Origin of the sequence: Conexibacter sp. CPCC 206217 (assembly GCF_030646165.1) — a bacterium.
In the GTDB taxonomy this organism is placed as follows: domain Bacteria; phylum Actinomycetota; class Thermoleophilia; order Solirubrobacterales; family Solirubrobacteraceae; genus Conexibacter.
The window spans coordinates 20,866-38,455 of record NZ_JAUTDO010000009.1; the positions used below are offsets into that span (position 1 = coordinate 20,866).

A 17,590-nucleotide genomic window follows, 5' to 3' on the forward strand; every position below is an offset into this window, starting at 1 on the left:
TTCGACAACCTCCGAAAGGATCCAGATGAACAGAACGACCCGAGGACGTGCGGCGATCGCGTTCGCGATCTGCGCGGCCGGCATGGCCGCGACAGCGCCGGTCGCGCTCGCGCGCACCGTCCTCTCGACCGGCCACGCCGACGTGGTGGCGGCGAAGATGCGCAGCGGCAGGTTGGTGAGTCTGGTGAAGGACTCGACGCGCGGCGGCACGACTGTCTGGCGCGATCCCGCCGGCGTCACGATCCGCGTCGTGCCGAAGGCGCGCACGACGCTGCCGGCCGGGCTCGGCTTCGTCGGGCCGTCCGGTTCCCCGGCCTGGCTGATCCCGCAGGTCCAACGGGCCGGCGTCATCTGGGCCGGCTGGAACACCGAGGAGATCACGACCGCGATGGTGCGCGGTTCGATCGCGTGGACGGTGAGCAAGGTCAGCGGCCCCGGCAAGCTCGTCGTCTTCCAGACCGGCGCGTTCGGCCACGCGGACGTCCTCTTCGACAGCGGCCGGCGGATGCCGCAGACCCAGCAGATCCCGCTCGGCACCCACGCCCACGGCAACTGGGCGTTCACCAAGCGCGGCACGTACAAATTCACCTACGCGCTTGCGGGCCGCTCCACGTCTGGAGCATCGCTGCGAGCTGCCTCGACGCTGACCTTCGTCGTCGGCTGACGGACCGGTGGGCGGCGGCCGCAGCGGGGCCGCCGCCCGCGATCTCAGCCCGCGACGACCTCGAGCGTTCCGTGGAGATCGCAGTGATCCCCATGGGGGTGGTGCAGCGTGCCGTCGACGAGGTAGTCGACATGATCGCCATGGGGGATCGGGTCATGGCCGCAGTCGGGACCGTGGGCGTGGGCGCCGTCGTGGCCGGCGGCAGGTTGCGTGTGGCCGTCGGGATGGTCGGCGTCGACGGCGATCGCGTGCTCGTCGACGTGATCCTCGTGCGGGTGGTGCAGATGACCGTCGTGGACGTAGTCGACGTGACCGTCGTGGCGGACCGCCGTGTGACCGCAGCCGGGGCCATGCTCGTGGTCGTGGTGGGGATGCGTCGCGTGGGGGCTCATGCGATCGAAGGTACGACGAGCACGCGGCATCGTGAAATACATGGTGGTGAGACTCACTCGCGTGCGTTCGCAATCCAGGTGTGCGCGTTCTCATCTCCTTGACGCGTGTCGACGCGCCTGCTTTTAATGAGACTGAGTCTCATATATCTACCCAGAGGGGAACGCATGACGACGTTCAAGCAGGTATTCGCAGGTGTGCTCGGGGCGGCGACGCTGGCGGTCGCGGCCGCCGGTCCGGCGAGCGCGGCGACGATCGACACCGGCCACGTGGACGTGCTGCACGTCGGCGTCTCCGGCAGCGCGCTGACGCTCGACATCCACGACGAGAGCGGCCCGGTCGAGTTCCCGGCGCCGGCGACCACGACGCTCGGCGTCAAGAGAGCGGCGTGGAGAACGATCACGCTCGACGGCAGAAGCGTCAGCGCGGCCGTGCTGCCCGAGACGCAGGACCCGAACCTGCTGTTCCCGGGCCTGTCGGCCGACGACCTCGTGCCGGCGCCGTTCGCCGTCGACGACGAGATCACGTACACGCTGACGAGAGCGAGCGTGCCCAGCGGCGCACGCGTCGTGGTCGCCAGCTCCAGCGACACGTTCTTCGACACCGGCACGAGCGACTTCGAGAAGGTGGCCGCGCTCGAGCAGCCCGACGAGCCGGGCGAGGAGTCGTTTCACAGTCACGGCGCATGGACGTTCACGAGAGCGGGCTCCTACGACCTGACGTTCGTCGCGACGGCGCCGCTGTTCTCCGGCTACGACGACTCGAACGCGCTGACGCTCCACTTCGAGGTCGCCGCCCCGTGAGGCGCGTCGGCACGGGGCCCGCGCGCGCCGCAGCGCTCGGGCTCGTCCTCGCCGGCCTCGTGCCGGCCGCCGCGTCGACCGGCTCCGCCCTCGCGGCGGAGCCGGTCGTGCGCAGCACGGGCAGCGTCGCGATCACGCCGAAGCTGACGGCCGACGGCATCCAGCTCGGCCTGCTCGACAAGACCGACGCCGCCGCGCAGACGTGGCACGCGCCCGGCTCGGCGATCCTCCAACTGCCCAGGCGCGACGAGGCCTGGCCCGGCGGCAGCGACCCCGCCGACAGCGCGTACGCGAAGTGGGCGAGAGTGGCCGATCCCGGCACGCTGCTGTGGCGCACGCCCGGCAACGCCAGCGGCGTCGACACCGCCCAGCAGCTGCTGATCGGCGCCGACGCGGGCGTCAACGGCGCCGTCAATGCCGCCGACGCGTTCGGCGTCGAGAGATCGCTGCCGGCGAAGCTCCACACCAGACTCGCATCGGTGCAGACGACGTCCGGCGGGTACCTCGCGGCGTACCTCGCGACCGCCGCCGGCGCGCTCAGCGGCAACGTCAATCCGTTCTGGGACAGCCGCGCCGACGCAACCGCTCCGGTCGACTTCCCCGCCGCGCTGACGGCGGCCACCATCACGATGGGCTGGGCCTTCACCGCCGCCGGCACCTACTGCGTGACGATCGACGGCTCCACGACGCTCGCCTCCGGGGCGCTCGCCTCCGACAGCGCGACCTACACCGTCGTCGTCGGCGAGCTGCCGGCCCCGCCCGCGGTCGTGGCGCCCTGCGCGCAGGTCGACGGCGACGAGACGCAGCCGGATCCCGACCCGGACCCGGGCGACCCGGAGCCGGTCGACCCCCATCCCGACGTGAGAGTGATGCGCAGCGGCCACACCGATGTCGCCGCACGGATCGTCGGCGACAGGCTGGAGATGGGGATCGGCTCCACGATCGCCGACTTCGACGATCGCGTCTTCCACGTCGGCGACGGCACGCAGCACACCGTCACCGCGCTCGACACGCACGGCTGGGCGATCGGATCGCCCGGCAGCGACTATTGGGAGCTGCCGTTCAGCGGCCAGACGGGAGTGCTCTGGCCCGGGTACAGCACCGAGGCGATCGCGCACGGCCAGATCCACGGCAACGTCGCCTGGCAGCTGGACGGCGTGCGCGGACCCGGCGACGTCGTCCTGACGATGCCGTTCACCTTCCCGGACGGCGAGCTGCGCCCCGACGGCGTGCTCTTCTCCACGCGCCAGGGTCTGCCTGCGACCGTGGAGCTGGGGCGCAACGTGCACGGCCACCCGGCCTGGGCGTTCACCGCCGAGGGCGTCTACTGCCTCGCGATGTCGATGAGCGCGCGACTGCCGTCCGGCGCGGTCGCGCGCGACAGCGGGCAGCTGACCGTCGTCGTCGGCGACGACGTCGACCCCGAGACGGTGCTGCCGTGCGGGCGCGGCGACGAGCCGGCGCCGCACGGCCAGCAGCGTGCGCCGCTCGCCGACCCGGCAGCGGGCGAGCCGTACCTCGTCGGCGGCGACATGTGGGCGCAGCTGGCACCGCGGATCGACGACGGCGCGCTCGCGGTCGGACTGCAGACGCGGGCGGCGGCGACGCTGGACCCGACGCTGCGCTCGATCGACGACGCGATCGTCGTCACGCGCCGGAAGATCGACCTGGACGACGATGCGCCCACGTGGCGGGGAGAGCCCGGCGCGACCGTCTGGGGGATGGGCGACACCTACCGCAACGGCGTCGAACCGCTGCTGGGTTGGACGATGGAGCGGGTCGCGCCGCAGCAGCTCGACGGCGACCTGACGCTCGCGCTCGGGGACGTGACCGGACCCGGCGAGGTCGTGATCGGCGACGCCTGGATCGACGAGGACCTCGGGCCGCTGCTGAGCACGCGGGCAGCCGGCGGCGGGCCGGTCGCCACGACCGCGCTGCGTGCCGGGACGAACCTGCGCCACGGCGACTGGACCTTCTCCCAGACCGGCGTCTACTGCCTCCCGCTGAGCTGGAGCGGACGACTGCCCGGCGGCGCGACCGTCGCGGCCGAGCACGTCCTGACCGTGGTGGCCGGCGATGCGATCGACCCTGCGACAGTCGTCCCGTGCGCACGGCAGACGCGCCCGGACGACGACGGCGGTGACGGCACGGGACCGCCGCCCGAGTTCGGCCCGGCGCCGCCGCAGGCCGGGCCGGCGCCCGCGCCCGCACCGTCCCAGGATCCGCCGCGCGCCCCACGCCCCAGCGCAAGATCCGCGCCCGCGCCGAGGCTGAAGATCACGCGTGCGCAGATCCGCGGACGAGCGCTCACGTTGCGCCTGCGCACTGGCGCGCCGGGGCGCGTGAGCGTCGAGGTGCGCCGCGTCGGCAAGCCGCGCCGGCTCGCGCGCACCCGCTCCGTCCGGGTGAAAGCGGGAGCGCGGACCGTGAGGCTGCGGCTCGACCGCGGGCTTGGTCGCGGGCGCTATCGACTGCGCGTCGCGTTGCGCGTCGGCAGACGGATCGTCGTCAAGGGGGTGGTCGTGCGCGTCTCGCGCTGATCCGTCCGCAGTCCGCCCTCCCGGCACCTGGAGAGTTCGCCCACCGCCCTTGACGCGGCGCCGTGCGCTGATCGGCATGGAATCCGGCGCGCCGGGACAAGCACCGCGCCCCACCACGCTGTTGACTGGCAATCAGAGCAGCGAGGAGGAGGCTTGGCGGTGAGACTCGGCCAGATTGTCGTTCCCACCGTCAGTCCACGCTTGCGCTAGACAATTCGTGGCGCCCACGGGTGCGGTCGTGCTTACTGTGACTCGACCGCGGGTCGTCGGTGAGGAGGAGAGAAAAGGATGAACGTCCCACTTGCCGCTGTGGCGATTCGCGCCCGCAGAGCGAGCGTGGTCGGCACTGCGCTGATCGCTGCGGCCGCGCTCGCCGCGGGTTGCGGCTCCGACGGAGGCACCGGCACCAGCGCCAGCACCAGCACCTCGGGCTCCGCCGCAGCCGGCGGACCCCCGGTCACCAAGCCCGCCGACTGGGGACCAGCGCCCCCCGGCGGCTGGATCACCGACTTCGTCAGATACGTTCACGGCGGATCCAGAGACGCGGTGAGGGGGAAGGCCAATCCCGATCTGGCGCCCGTCGTCATCGGGTACTCCAGCAACGACTCCGGCGGCAGCGTCACGCCGGTCGGCGCCGAGGCGACCGCCGGGGTGGAGGCCGCGGTGAAGTGGATCAACGCCTACGCCGGCGGCATCAACGGCCACCCGCTCGAGCTCAAGAAGTGCGAGATCCTCAACGCCGAGGAAGAGGGCCTGCAGTGCGGGCAGAAGTTCCTCAACGATCCGGCGGTCAAGATGATCACGTACGGAGCGCTGGCGGTCGGGGCCCAGACGATCAACAACATCGTCAAGGGCGAGAAGGTGACGATCATGGGGTTCTCCGCCGACGCGGCGAACGCCACCGCCAAGAACGTCTTCTCACTGTTCACCGCCGGCGGGTTCGCGCACTACCCGATCGGCAACTGGGCCAAGGAGCAGCTGGGCGCCAAGGCCTGCGCGGTCTCGACGCCGGACGCTCCCGGCTCGACGCTGGACGCCAACGGCATCAAGATCGGCTGCGAAGCGGCGGGCCTCGCGACGAAGGCCGTCGCCTACAACCCGACCTCCCAGGACCTGACCGCGGCGCTCACGGCTGCCGGCTCGGCCTCGGGGGACACGGTGACGATCGCGTGGCCGACGACCGCGGCGCAGTGCATCGCCACGGCCAAGGGGCTCTCCGCTCTCAACGTCGACCCCAGAAAGGTGATCTGGTCGCCGTCGTGCATCAACCCCGAGGCCAAGTCGCAGTACCCGGGCGGGACGTACCCCGACTACTACGTGATGAACGCCCAGTCCGGCGACGCGCTGATCAACTCGCCGACCGGTCAGGCTTACTTCAAGGCCCTGAAGCAGGTCGGCCAGGAGAAGATGTACAACGACCCGTGGTGGTCGGGCATGTGGGGGCAGATGCTGACGATCGGTCAGTTCCTCAACGAGATCGGCGCCGACAAGATCAGCAACGAGACGATCCTCGACCACCTGAAGACGTGGCGCGGACCGCTCGTCCTGGGCGCCTTCCAGACCGAGTGCGGCAAGTACCCGTTCTACCCCGGCAGCTGCGCGGACGGCAACTGGTACTTCCAGCCGCTCGGCGACGGGCTGTACAGACGCATCTCCGGATTCGTGCAACCGGCTCCCGCCCTGGTCGACGCACTCAAGGACCTGCCGCTCGGGTCCTCCCAGCCGACCAGTTGGCCGTTCAAGTGACGACCGCCGACGAGCGTGGGCTTCCCGTGGTCACCGTCGGTGACCACGGGCGCGCGCTCCACGACTCACAGGTAGACGGCAAATGAACCAGATCTTTCTCTTCGCTGTACTGGGCCTCGGCAGCGGTGCGCTGATCGCCGGCACCGCGGTCGGGCTGGTCGTCTTCCACCGCGGAGCGGGGGTCGTCAATCTCGCGGCCGGCGCGATCGCGATGATCGCCGGCTTTGCGTTCTGGCGCTTCCGGACGCCCGGGCTGTCGCTGGGCACGGGCCCGGCGCTGGTGCTGTGCCTCTTGGTGTGCGTGCTGGTCGGGCTGTTCTTCGAGTTCGTGATCTTCCGCCCGTTGCGCACGGCGCCGCCTCTGGCCAAGCTGATCGCGACGCTCGGCGCGTTGCTGCTGGCCCAGGCCGGCATGCAGCTGACGTTCGGCCAGTCGCCGCGCACGGAGCCGTCGATCCTGCCGACCGGGCGGATCGAGATGTTCGGCGTCGGCGTTCCCACCGACGGTCTGGTCCTGGCGGGCATCGTGCTGGTCACGGCGTTGCTCCTGGCAGCGCTCTACCGTTGGACGCTGTTCGGCCTGGCCACGCGGGCCGGCTCCGAGAGCGAGGTCTACGCGACGCTGTTCGGGCTGTCGCCCAACGTCCTCTCGGGGATCAACTCGGTGTTGGCCTGCGTCATCGCGGGCATGGTCGGGGTGCTCGCCGCGCCGCTGATCACGCTCGACACCCAGACGCTTCCGCTGGTCGTCGTGCCCGCGCTGGCAGCCGCGCTGCTGGCTGGCTTCACGTCGCCCGTCGGTGCCTGTGCGGCAGGCCTGGGGCTCGGCATCGTGCAGAGCCTCCTGTACTACGCGTCGATCCAGTCGTGGTTTCCCAAATCGGCCGGCCAGCCGATGCCGGGCGTGTTCGACCTCGTCGTGTTCCTGGTGATCATCGGCGCGATGTACTGGCGCGGCAACCGGATCCCGGGGCGCGGCGAGCTGATCGAGCAACGGCTGCCGCTGGCGCCGCGGCCGGAGCGCCTGCTTCAGCCGGCGCTGATCGCGGCCGCGCTCGGCGTGCTCGCGCTGATCGTGTTCCCCGGCGACTTCCGCCAGGCGCTGATGAACTCGATGATCGGGACGATCGTCGTCCTGTCGCTGGTGCTCCTCACGGGGTTCGTGGGGCAGGTGTCGGTGATGCAGCTGGCGCTGTCGGGCGTGGCCGGCCTGGCCCTGTCGCACCTGGCGGTCGACCTCGGCATCGGGTTCCCGTTCGGCCCGATCATCGCGGCGGTGGTCGCGACGGGAGTCGGCGTGGCCCTGGCGATGGGTGGGCTGCGCGCTCGTGGTGTCGACTTGGCCGTGGTCACCGTGGCGGGAGCGGTGATGATCCAGAACCTGCTGTTCGCCAACCCGAGCTTCGGCGCGGGCCTGACCGGAGCGCCGATCCAGGAGCCGAAGCTGCTGGGCCTCAACCTCGGCAACCAGGCGAGCTTCCGTGGCCTCGACGGTCAGCTGCCGAGCCCGGTGCTGGGCTTCGTGGTCCTCGCGGCCGCGATCTTGCTGTGCGTCATGGTCTCCAACGTTCGCCGATCCGGGCTCGGCCGGCGGATGCTCGCCGTCCGCGCCAACGAGCGCGCAGCGGCCGCGGCGTCCGTGAACGTCCGCATGGTGAAGCTGACCGCGTTCGCGCTGGCGGCGTTCATCGCCGGGGTCGCCGGCGTCCTGTACGGCTACAACTTCGGCGGCGTGTCGGCGGGCCGCTTCAGCGCGCTGACCGCGCTGAGCCTGATCGCCTTCGCCTACATCAGCGGCATCAGCATGGTGTCCGGCGCGGTGCTGGCCGGGTTCCTGGCGGTCCAGGGCCTGGCGCAGTACGCGATGCTCAAGTGGTTTGGCATCAACGGCAACTGGGCGAACCTGTTCGCCGGTGTCGCGCTGATCGCCAACGTGATCTTCGTGCCCGCCGGAACCGCCGGGATGCAGTACGCGAAGAGACGACGCAAGGAGACGATGCGAGCAGCCGGGCTGTCCAAGCCCAGCGTTCTCGGCCGGGTGTGGGGCTCATGAGCGACGTGCTCTCGACAAGAGGGATCTCCGTCCGCTTCGGCGGCGTCCATGCTGTGCGCGAGGTCGACCTGGCCGTGCCGGAGGGGAAGCTGGTGGGCTTGATCGGGCCCAACGGCGCGGGCAAGACGACCTTCATCGACGCGATCACGGGGTTCGTGCCCGCGGGGGGAACCGTGAAGCTGGGAGACGACGACCTGACCAGGCTCGGCTCCCACAAGCGAGCGAGCCTGGGCCTGGCCCGCACGTGGCAGACGATCGAGCTCTTCGACGACCTGACGGTGACCGAGAACCTCGAGGTGGCGGCCGAGCGTCCGCGGCTGCAGACGACGCTGCGCGAGGTGCTGTGGAAGGCGCAGCCGCCGACCGAATCCGTGCTCGAGGCACTCGATCTGCTCGGCCTGCGGCACATGCGGGAGGCGCTGCCCGCCGACCTCTCCCAGGGCCAGCGCAAGCTGATCGGCGTGGCCCGGGCGTTGGCGGCGCAGCCGCGGGTCCTGTGCCTCGACGAGCCGGCGGCCGGGCTCGACACGACGGAGAGCCAGGAGTTCGGTGTCGTGCTGCGGCGGCTCGTCGACGGCGGGCTGCCGATGCTGCTGATCGACCACGACATGGCGCTCGTCCTGAGCATCTGCGACTACCTGTACGTGATCGACTTCGGCACGGTGATCGCCCAGGGCACGCCGCAGCAGGTCCGCACCGACCCACGCGTGATCGCCGCCTATCTCGGCGGCTCGTCTGACGGAGGAGACCATGCCAGCTGAAGACGCCGGCGCGTTGCTCGAGCTCGAGCAGTTGACCGTCGGCTACGGCGACGCCGTCGTGATCCGAGACATCAGCCTGACCGTCGGCCGCGGGGAGATGGTCGCGTTCCTGGGTCCCAACGGCGCCGGCAAGACGACGACGCTGCGGGCGATCTCCGGGCTGCTCAAGCCGGAGCGGGGGCGCATCCTGCTCGACGGGGACGATCTCGCCGGCGTCGCGCCCGCGATGCGCACACGACTCGGGATGACCCATGTGCCCGACGGTCGCGGCCTCTTCTTCGGCCTCACCGTCGCGGAGCACTTCCGCCTGCGCCACCGCGGCGAGGAGGTCGACGCGGACGTCGCGTTCGAATACTTCCCCGCGCTCGCGAGCCTGCGTTCCCGGCGCGCCGGCCTGCTGTCCGGCGGCGAGCAGCAGATGCTGGCCGTCGGTCGTGCACTCGCCCGGCGCCCGCGGCTGCTCCTGCTCGACGAGCTGAGCCTCGGTCTGGCCCCGGTGATCGTCGAACGGCTGATGCCCGTGGTTCGCCAGTACGCGCTCGACAGCGGCTGTGGCGTCCTGCTCGTCGAGCAGCACGTCCACCTCGCCCTCGAGTTCGCCGACCGCGCCTATGTGCTGGCGCACGGCGACGTCGTGCTGAGCGAGACCACCGACGTGCTCCGTGCCGACGGCGACCGGATCCTGGCCAGCTACATGGGCTCGACCCCGGGGGTGATGTGATGCGGCTTGGAGGAGCGTCGCTGCATCGGCCGGAGAACCTGGCCGAGTTGAACGCGGCGGTCGAGCAGCTCGACGTCTACGGCCTGTCGACGATCGTCGCCCCATACCGGCTCGGCGAGATGCCGGACGACGAGGCACTCGAGTACGGGCAACGGGCAGCGGAGCTGGACATCCTGCTCGGCGAGGCGCACTACCTCATGAACCTGATGGTCGCCGACGACGAGGTGCGCGCGCAGCGCATCGAGGACCTGCGCACCGTCCTGCGCAAGGCAGATCTGATGGGCTGCTACGGGGTCATCTCCTTCGCCGGCACGACCCACGCGTCCGACTCGATCTCGGCGCCGCATCCCGACAACTTCACCGCTGCGTACCGGGCGCGGTTCCGGGACGTCGTCCTGCGCGTGCTCGACGGGCTCGATCTGCAGGTGACGAAGCTCGCGCTCGAAGCGAACAGCAACACCTTCTTCTACCTGCCCGAGGACGTCGCCGCGTTCATGGAGGCCGTCGACCATCCGCACCTCGGCCTGCACCTGGACCAGATGAACATGGTCGACCAGTTCTCCTACTACGACACGACCACGTTGATCGACACGACGTTCGAGCTGCTCGGCGACCGCGTCGTCGGGGCTCACTTCAAGGACATCCGGCTCGACTGGAGCCACAACTTCCTGCGCCTGGACGAGGTCCTCGTCGGCGACGGCGTGCTGGACTTCACCACGCTGCTGAACCACCTCGGGCGCATGGATCGCGATCTGCCCTGCCTGTGCGAGCACCTCGACAGCGAGGGGGACTACGCGATCAACTTCGCCCGGCTGCACCGTCTGGCCGACGAGCTCGGGTACGACTTCGTCCGTCGCGGCGCGGGCGCGCCGACAACCAAGGAGCCTGCCGATGTCTGACGCAGATGTGCGTGCGCCCCTCGCCGAGCTGCGCAGCGGGCCGTCGATGCCCCGGCTGGGCCTCGGCACCTGGAACATGAGCGACGCGGAGGCGCAGGCGGCGGTCGCGCAGGCCCTCGAGGTCGGCTACCGCTTGATCGACACCGCCCAGATGTACGGCAACGAGGGCGGCGTCGGCCGCGGGCTGCGGAACGGCGGCGTCGCGCGCGAGGACGTCTTCGTGGTCACCAAGCTCGGAGCCGATGGGCATGGCGAGCAGGAGGCGCAGGAGGCGTTCGCGCGCAGCGCCGAGCGTTTGGGCCTCGACTACGTGGACCTGTACCTGGTGCACTGGCCGCTCCCGTCCCACGATCGCTACGTCGACGCCTGGCGCGGACTGATCGCGCTGCGCGAGCAGGGCCTGGTACGGGCGATCGGCGTCTCCAACTTCAAGGCCGACCACATCGACCGACTGGTCGACGAGACCGGGGTCGTGCCGGACGTCAACCAGATCCAGCTCAACCCCCACGTGACGCGCGACGCCGCGCGCCGCCACCACGCCGAGCGCGGCATCGTGACCCAGGCGTGGAGCCCGCTCGGCGGCGGCGTTCACGAGCTGCTGGCGGGGCAGCAGGACGGGGGACAGGCCAGAGCCGGCGTCCTCGACGAGCCGGTGATCGTCGAGATCGCCCGCGAGCACGGGCGCACCCCGGCCCAGGTCGTCCTGCGCTGGCACCTCGATCTCGGCCTGAGCGTGGTGATGAAGTCGACGAACGCGCAGCGGATGGCGTCCAACCTCGAGAGCGTCGAGCTGGCGCTGACGCCGCAGCAGCGGGACGCGATCACCGCGCTCGACCACGGCGAGAGCGCCGCCGCGGACTCCGACGACCCCAAGGTCGGCTGGGGCTAGCCTTCCGCGCCCCCGTCCGGGCCGGGCGCCGCCTCGAAGAAGATCGCCACCGTCACCGCTCCGGGGTCCAGCACGCCGCGGGCGACCTCGCCGACGTAGCTGGAGCGGCCGCGGCGGGCCAGCATCGCGGCGGTGGCGTCGGCTCCGCGCCGGGCCGCCGTGGCCGCCGCGGCGAGCGCGCGAGCGACGTCCTCGCCGGCCTCGGAGGCCGCGAGCAGCGCGTCGGCCGCCGGCCGCATCGCGTCGACCATCGTCTTGTCGCCGACCGCGGCCCCGCCGAGCCGGCAGACCGCGTCGGTCCCCGCGGCGACGGCCGTGCCCAGCGCCCGCGCGTCGAGCGGGCCGGCGTCGGCCGCCTGCGCCAGCGCGCGGAACCACATGCCGTAGAGCGGTCCGCTGGTGCCGCCGGTGTTGAGGAACGCCGTCGAGAGGGCCGCGAACGGCGCCTGTCCTCCGGCGCCGGACAGCTCCTCGCGCGCGCGTCGCAGCGAGGTCTCGAGGTTCGTGCCGAAGTCCCCGTCACCGGCCTGGCGGTCGAGGTCGCCGAGCTGCGCGCGGTGCGCCTCGGCGGCGACGAGGAAGCGCTCCACCCATGCCGTCGCGTCGATCGTGCCCATTGCGCTCACCACGTCAGTCCGGGCGTGCGCACCGGCGCATCCCAGAGGTCGAGGATCTCGTCGTCGGCACGCACCAGCGTGACCGACGCGCCCGCCATGTCCAGCGCGGTGACGTAGGACCCCACGAGCGCCCGCGCGACCGCGATGCGATGCTCGCCGAGGTGCGCGGACAGCTCGCGGAACAGCACCGACAGCTCGAGCGGGTGCGTGGCGCCGAGACCGTTGACGATCACGATCACGCGGTCGCCCTCGGCGAGGCCCAGCGCGTCGATCAGCGGCTCGGTCAGCTGGCGCTCCAGCTCGTGCGCGGTGCCGAACGGCACGCGGCCACGTCCCCGCTCGCCGTGGATGCCGACGCCGAGCTCGACCTCGTCGGGTCCCAGCTCGAAGGACGGCTGCGACTCGCCGGGGTGGGCAAGCGAGGCCAGCGCCAGCGCCATCGTGCGAGCGCCGTCAGCGACCCGCCGCCCGAGCGCCGCGACGTCCGCGAGCGACGCTCCGCGCTCGGCCGCCGCACCGCAGATCTTCTCGACCGCGACGACCGCGGCGGTGCCGCGGCGTCCGGGGCCGTCGCCGTCGGTGCGCTCGGTCGCCAGGTCGTCGTCGACGAGGACCCGCTCCACGGCGATCCCGTCGGTCGCGACCAGCTCCGCGGCGATGTTGAAGTTCATCACGTCGCCGGTGTAGTTCTTGACGATGTGCAGCACGCCGCCGCCGTGATCGGCGGCTCGCGTGGCGGCCTCCACCTGGATGGCGGTGGGGCTGGAGAAGATCGCGCCCGGGACTGCGGCGTCCAACATGCCCACGCCGACGAAGCCGGTGTGGAGCGGCTCGTGGCCGGAGCCGCCGCCGGAGACGAGACCGACCTTCTGGCCCGTCGCGGGGACGGCGCGCTCGACGAAGCCCGGCTCGGGCACGTAGCGCAGGAGCTGTGGGTTGGCGAGCGCGAGACCTTCGAGCGCCTCGCGCACGTGGTGCTGCTGGTCGTTGATGAATTGGCGTCGCATGTCTCTCCGTGTAGTTGTGCGTCAGTGCCCGTGCACGCTCACCAGCCGGCGCTGGAGCCGGCCACGGACATCGCCGCAAGGCTAGGCCACGGCGGGCCGCGCGGCCTGCTCTTCCGCGCGTGATTCCTTGCCCCTGCGTGTAGAAAGCTGCGCGCGCGAGCGAACACCTCGCTGAGCCCCGTGCGCGCAGAGGCAAGAAACCCCGCGTGGTCCGCACAGCCGCCCGCGGGGGCAGCAGTTAGCGTCGCCATCGAGAGAGAGGGACCGGTCCGCCCGGCGTGGGCGGGCAGTCGATGAATGGAAGGAACGCCATGGAATTGACCAAGCTCGACGCGGTGGCCTGACCGTGGACCGGGTCACGCTCACCGCCGACGGTCCCGAGGTCTCGGTCCTCGGCATCGGCTGCAACAACTTCGGCCACAACCCGTTCGGGACGTTCCTGGACTACTCCGAGAGCCGCGCCGTGGTCGACGCCGCGCTGGCGGCAGGCGTCACCGCCTTCGACACGGCCGACGTGTATGCCGAGGGCGAGAGCGAGGAGCACCTCGGGCGCGCGCTGCAAGGGCACCGGGACGGCGTCGTCATCGCGACGAAGTGGGGTTACCCGATGCCCGCTGCCCCGGCGGTGCCGCACGGCCGGGAGGAGTACGTCCGTTGGGCGCTGGAGGGCTCGCTGCGTCGCCTGCGCACCGACCGCGTCGATCTGTTCGTCCTGCACCGCGCCGACCCGGAGACGCCGATCGACGAGACGCTCGGCGTGGTGGCCGAGCTGGTCGCCGAGGGCAAGGTCGGCCGCTTCGGCACGTCGATGTCGAGCGTCACCGAGCTCGAGGCGGCGGCCGCCGCGCGGACGGCGCGGCCGGAGCTGCCGGCGGTGGCCACCTGCATGTTCCACTACAACCTGTTGCACCGGGACCCGGACGCCGACGTCGTCCCCGCGTGCGCACGACTCGGCGTCACGGTGCTGCCGTTCTTCCCGCTCGAGAACGGGCTGCTGACGGGCAAGTACGCGCGCGCCTCCGTCGAGGAGGGGCGGCTGCGTGAGCAGCTGGCCGACGTCGGCGACGCCACGTGGACGCGGCTCGACGCGCTGCGGGCATTCGCCGACGAACGGGGCGCGACGCTCTTGCAGGTCGCGCTCGGCGGCCTCGCGCGGCTGCCGGGAGTGGGACCGATCTTCGCGGGCGCGACGCGCCCGGAGCAGGTCACGGCCAACGCCGCGGCGATCGCATGGCGGCCCTCCGAGGAGGACCTGGCGGAGCTGGGTCGGCTCACGCTGCTGCGAGGCACCGGCGAGTAGGCGGACGCGGGGGACGGCGCGGTGCGGGCTCGGAAGGGGCCAGCGCCAGGAGGCAAGGTCTCCTGCGCGCTTTGCACAGCGGCGGCGCCCAGCACCTAGTTAGCTCCGAATCGGAGCGTTGGGAGAGACGTGTTGTCGAATACGTGGAGGAGACGATGGACTCACGAATGAAGCTTCCGGTCGTGGTGGCGGCGCTTGCAGTCCTTGCGCTGGTCGGCGCGGGTTGCGGCAGCGACGGCGGCGCGACCACGGCCGGCGCGGGAGCCGACTCGTCGAGCGCGCAGGCGGCGGACACGCAGGCGGCGCAGGCGTCGGCCGGACCCAGAGGACAGTGCGGTGACGTGCCGATCGGCCCGCTCAAGGATCCCGGCAACCTCGTCGCCCAGCTGCCCGAGAAGCTGCAGAAGTACTACGAGGGCCTGCCCTACCAGATCGACAGAAGCGCCTACGCGGACTTCAGACCCAGACACGGCCCGCCGTGGACGATCGGCTTCCTCAACGGCCCGCTCGAGCAGCCCTACAACCAGGGCGTCAAGCGTGACGTCGAGTTCCTCGTCGGCAAGCTGAAGGAGGACGGCCTGGTCAAGGACCTCGTGCTCCGCGCCGCGCCGAGCTACGACGTCGCGCCGCAGATCCAGCAGTTCAACTCGCTGATCCAGCAGAAGGTCGACGTCATCATCGTCGAGCCCAACAGCACGACGGCGCTGATCCCGACGATCACGGCGGCCTACAAGGCAGGCATCCCGACGATCACCACCTCCGGCGTCGTGACGTCGCCCTACGCCGTCAACTGGACCACGAACCCGTGGCTCAACGGCGCGGTGCCGACCGCGTACGTCGCCAAGAACTACATGAGAGGCACGGGCAACTACCTGCTCGTGCAGGGTCAGGCGACCCAGCCGACCGCCATCGCCGGTCTCGCCGGCATGAAGGCCGCGCTGTCGAACTGCCCCGACATCAAGGTCGTCAACGACACGCCGCTGCAGAGCACCTACTCCAACTCGGTCGCCAAGAGCGTCGTGCTTCAGTTCCTGGCCTCGCACCCGGAGGAGATCGACGGCGTCGGCGACGGCGGCGTGACCTGCCCGGGCATCGTGAGCGCGTTCGAGCAGCTCGGCAGAAGAGTGCCCTACGTCACCAACATGGGCGCGATCGTCGGCTGCCTGGCCTATCAGAAGGAGCACAAGGACGAGTGGGGCAGCGCGGCCACCGCGTCCGGCGGCTACGAGTTCGACCGGATCCCGATCGACATCGCGCTGCGGGTGCTGCAGGGCAAGGGGCCGAAGCTCAACAGCATCATCGGTCAGGGCTACCTGGTCACCAACGACAACATCGACGAGATCGCGGACTTCCAGAAGCAGGACGGCTTCAACTCCGCCAACGTGAACGTCGGCGAGGCGTTCCCGTACTCGCTGCTGTCGAGCGAGGACCTCGACGGGTACTTCTCGAGACCGGGGGTCAGAGCGCCTCCCGGCATCGACGAGGGCGAGGCCGAGGGCATCGAGGAGCTGCTCGGCCAGTAGCGCGGACCACGGGCGGCCCGGCCGAGCGGCCGGGCCGCCCGTGCGCGCTGATTCGTCGAGCAGAACGGACGGAGGAGCATCAGAGATGAGTCACGTCGAGAATGTGACGGGAACGGGCGCGCGCGACGAGCACGCCCTCACGTCGGTGACCGCCGAGCCCGGGATCGTCGTTCGGCTGACCGGCGTGACGAAGGCCTATGGGTCGACGCAGGCCCTGCGGCATTGCTCGATCACGCTGAACGCCGGCGAGGTCCACGCGGTCGTCGGCGAGAACGGGTCGGGCAAGAGCACCACCGTCAAGCTGCTGACCGGGATCGCGGCGCCCGACCGCGGGACCGTCGACGTCGGCGGCACCGTGCGCGCCGCGTTGAGCGGGCCGCGGGAGGCGATGTCGGAGGGCATCGTCGGCGTCTTCCAGAACATGATGGTGGTCGACGCCCAGTCGGTGCTCGACAACGTCTGGCTCGGCGCCGACGGGGTCTTGCGCCGCAACGGCGACCTCGCCGAGCGCCGTCCGCGGGCGGCCGCGGTGCTCGAGCAGCTGCTGGGCAAGGCGCCGGACCTCGACGCCGAGGCGGGAACGCTGCCGCTCAGCGAGCGTCAGACGCTCGGCATCGCCCGCGCGTTGCTGCGCGAGCCGGCGGTCCTGATCCTCGACGAGGCGACGTCGGCACTGGACATCGCCACGCGCAACCGGCTCTTCGCGGTCCTCAAGCGCCTCGCGGCGGGCGGCACGGCGATCGTCTTCATCTCGCACCGCATGGACGAGATCGAGGAGATCGGCGACGTCATCACGGTCATGCGCGCGGGGGAGACCGTCGCGACGGTCCGGCGCGGTGAGATCACCACGTCCGAGATCGTCCGCCTGATGGCCGGCGCCGAGGAGGAGCAGCGCGAGGAGGCCCACGAGTGGCTGGTGGCCCATCGCGAGCGAGACGCGAGCGCCGCACGACCGGTGCTGCGCACCGACGGGCTCAAGCTGCACGACGGCGCGACGCCGATCGACGAGACCGTCGTCGAGGGCGAGCTGGTCGGCGTGGCCGGGCTCGAAGGCCACGGGCAGGAGCAGTTCCTGCAGGTCCTGGCGGGCGCTCAGCCGGCGGCGGGGACGGTCACGGTCATCGGCGATCGGGAGACCGTGGTGCGGTCGCGCAAGCACGCGTACCGGCTCGGCGTCGCGTACGTGCCGCGCGATCGTCAGACCGACGGCATCTTCGAGACGCTCTCGATCAACGACAACTTCGCGTTGGCGACGATGAGCGCGGACCGCCGTGGCGGCCTGCTGGCGCGCAGCCGCACGCGCCGCCGGCTGGCCGGCTACATCGAGAGCCTGAAGATCAAGCTCGCCGACCCGGCGAACCCGATCTCGACCCTTTCGGGCGGCAACCAGCAGAAGGTCGTGCTCGCGCGCTGGCTGGCGGTCAACCCGCGGGTGCTGCTGCTGGACGACCCGACGCGCGGGATCGACCCGGGCGCCAAGCGGGACCTCTACGAGCTGCTCGCACGCCTGACGGCCGACGGCCTCACCGTGGTGATGGTGTCGACGGACGTCGACGAGCTGGTGCAGATGGCCGACCGCGTGATCGTCTTTCGCGAAGGCGCCGTGCACACGCAGATCCCGCACGACCAGCTGACCCGCCACTCGCTCGTATCCAGCTTCTTCGGACGGTGACGCAG

15 protein-coding genes are annotated in these 17,590 nt (G+C 71.2%); 12 read left to right on the forward strand and 3 right to left on the reverse strand.

Translation table 11 applies throughout. The features are described from left to right. Window positions 1-25: 25 nt before the first annotated feature. Window positions 26-664, forward strand: coding sequence for a choice-of-anchor M domain-containing protein (locus tag Q7L65_RS22010; RefSeq protein WP_304724562.1), 639 nt, complete (start codon window positions 26-28; stop codon window positions 662-664). 44 nt (window positions 665-708) lie between these two features. On the opposite strand, the gene Q7L65_RS22015 is transcribed toward Q7L65_RS22010, so the two are convergent. Further along, window positions 709-1,056, reverse strand: coding sequence for a hypothetical protein (locus Q7L65_RS22015; RefSeq protein ID WP_304724564.1), 348 nt, complete (start codon window positions 1,054-1,056; stop codon window positions 709-711). 165 nt (window positions 1,057-1,221) lie between these two features. Between Q7L65_RS22015 and Q7L65_RS22020 the strand changes: the two genes are divergently transcribed. The 8 genes from Q7L65_RS22020 (at window position 1,222) to Q7L65_RS22055 (ending at window position 11,466) form a co-directional block, all read left to right on the forward strand. Beyond that, entirely contained in the window at window positions 1,222-1,857 is a 636-nt protein-coding gene (locus tag Q7L65_RS22020) for a choice-of-anchor M domain-containing protein (protein ID WP_304724566.1), read from the forward strand. Then, window positions 1,854-4,397, forward strand: a complete 2,544-nt coding sequence (locus tag Q7L65_RS22025) for a choice-of-anchor M domain-containing protein (protein ID WP_304724568.1) — start codon at window positions 1,854-1,856, stop codon at window positions 4,395-4,397. Before Q7L65_RS22020 ends, Q7L65_RS22025 begins: the two co-directional genes overlap by 4 nt. A 288-nt stretch (window positions 4,398-4,685) precedes the next feature. Then, window positions 4,686-6,143, forward strand: a complete 1,458-nt coding sequence (locus Q7L65_RS22030; protein WP_304724570.1) for an ABC transporter substrate-binding protein — start codon at window positions 4,686-4,688, stop codon at window positions 6,141-6,143. Between the two features lie 82 nt (window positions 6,144-6,225). Beyond that, window positions 6,226-8,196, forward strand: coding sequence for an ABC transporter permease (locus tag Q7L65_RS22035; protein ID WP_304724572.1), 1,971 nt, complete (start codon window positions 6,226-6,228; stop codon window positions 8,194-8,196). After that, window positions 8,193-8,957: an ABC transporter ATP-binding protein gene (locus Q7L65_RS22040; RefSeq protein ID WP_304724574.1), complete on the forward strand. Its 765-nt coding sequence runs from the start codon at window positions 8,193-8,195 to the stop codon at window positions 8,955-8,957. Before Q7L65_RS22035 ends, Q7L65_RS22040 begins: the two co-directional genes overlap by 4 nt. After that, entirely contained in the window at window positions 8,947-9,678 is a 732-nt protein-coding gene (locus Q7L65_RS22045) for an ABC transporter ATP-binding protein (protein ID WP_304724578.1), read from the forward strand. Before Q7L65_RS22040 ends, Q7L65_RS22045 begins: the two co-directional genes overlap by 11 nt. Beyond that, window positions 9,678-10,577 (forward strand): sugar phosphate isomerase/epimerase, encoded by a 900-nt coding sequence (locus Q7L65_RS22050; protein WP_304724580.1) that lies wholly within the window; start codon window positions 9,678-9,680, stop codon window positions 10,575-10,577. The genes Q7L65_RS22045 and Q7L65_RS22050 overlap by 1 nt, the downstream gene beginning before the upstream one ends. Further along, on the forward strand, window positions 10,570-11,466 hold the full coding sequence (locus Q7L65_RS22055) for an aldo/keto reductase (RefSeq protein ID WP_304724582.1): 897 nt from the start codon (window positions 10,570-10,572) through the stop codon (window positions 11,464-11,466). The genes Q7L65_RS22050 and Q7L65_RS22055 overlap by 8 nt, the downstream gene beginning before the upstream one ends. Here Q7L65_RS22055 and Q7L65_RS22060 read toward each other — a convergent pair. Together Q7L65_RS22060 and Q7L65_RS22065 are read right to left on the reverse strand one after the other, a co-directional pair. Further along, window positions 11,463-12,083 carry a DAK2 domain-containing protein gene (locus tag Q7L65_RS22060; RefSeq protein WP_304724584.1) on the reverse strand — a complete coding sequence of 207 codons (621 nt, stop codon included), beginning with the start codon at window positions 12,081-12,083 and terminating at the stop codon, window positions 11,463-11,465. The genes Q7L65_RS22055 and Q7L65_RS22060 overlap by 4 nt on opposite strands. A gap of 5 nt (window positions 12,084-12,088) precedes the next feature. Continuing rightward, window positions 12,089-13,090, reverse strand: a complete 1,002-nt coding sequence (locus tag Q7L65_RS22065; protein WP_304724586.1) for a dihydroxyacetone kinase subunit DhaK — start codon at window positions 13,088-13,090, stop codon at window positions 12,089-12,091. A 346-nt stretch (window positions 13,091-13,436) separates the two neighbouring features. On the opposite strand from Q7L65_RS22065, the gene Q7L65_RS22070 reads away from it, so the two are divergent. The 3 genes from Q7L65_RS22070 (at window position 13,437) to Q7L65_RS22080 (ending at window position 17,585) form a co-directional block, all read left to right on the forward strand. After that, the gene (locus Q7L65_RS22070) at window positions 13,437-14,390 is read left to right on the forward strand and encodes an aldo/keto reductase (RefSeq protein ID WP_304724588.1); all 954 of its coding nucleotides are present in this window, start codon (window positions 13,437-13,439) and stop codon (window positions 14,388-14,390) included. A 167-nt stretch (window positions 14,391-14,557) separates the two neighbouring features. Beyond that, window positions 14,558-15,913: a substrate-binding domain-containing protein gene (locus tag Q7L65_RS22075; RefSeq protein WP_304724590.1), complete on the forward strand. Its 1,356-nt coding sequence runs from the start codon at window positions 14,558-14,560 to the stop codon at window positions 15,911-15,913. An 85-nt stretch (window positions 15,914-15,998) separates the two neighbouring features. Beyond that, the gene (locus Q7L65_RS22080) at window positions 15,999-17,585 is read left to right on the forward strand and encodes a sugar ABC transporter ATP-binding protein (protein WP_304724592.1); all 1,587 of its coding nucleotides are present in this window, start codon (window positions 15,999-16,001) and stop codon (window positions 17,583-17,585) included. The last annotated feature ends 5 nt before the right edge of the window (window positions 17,586-17,590 follow it).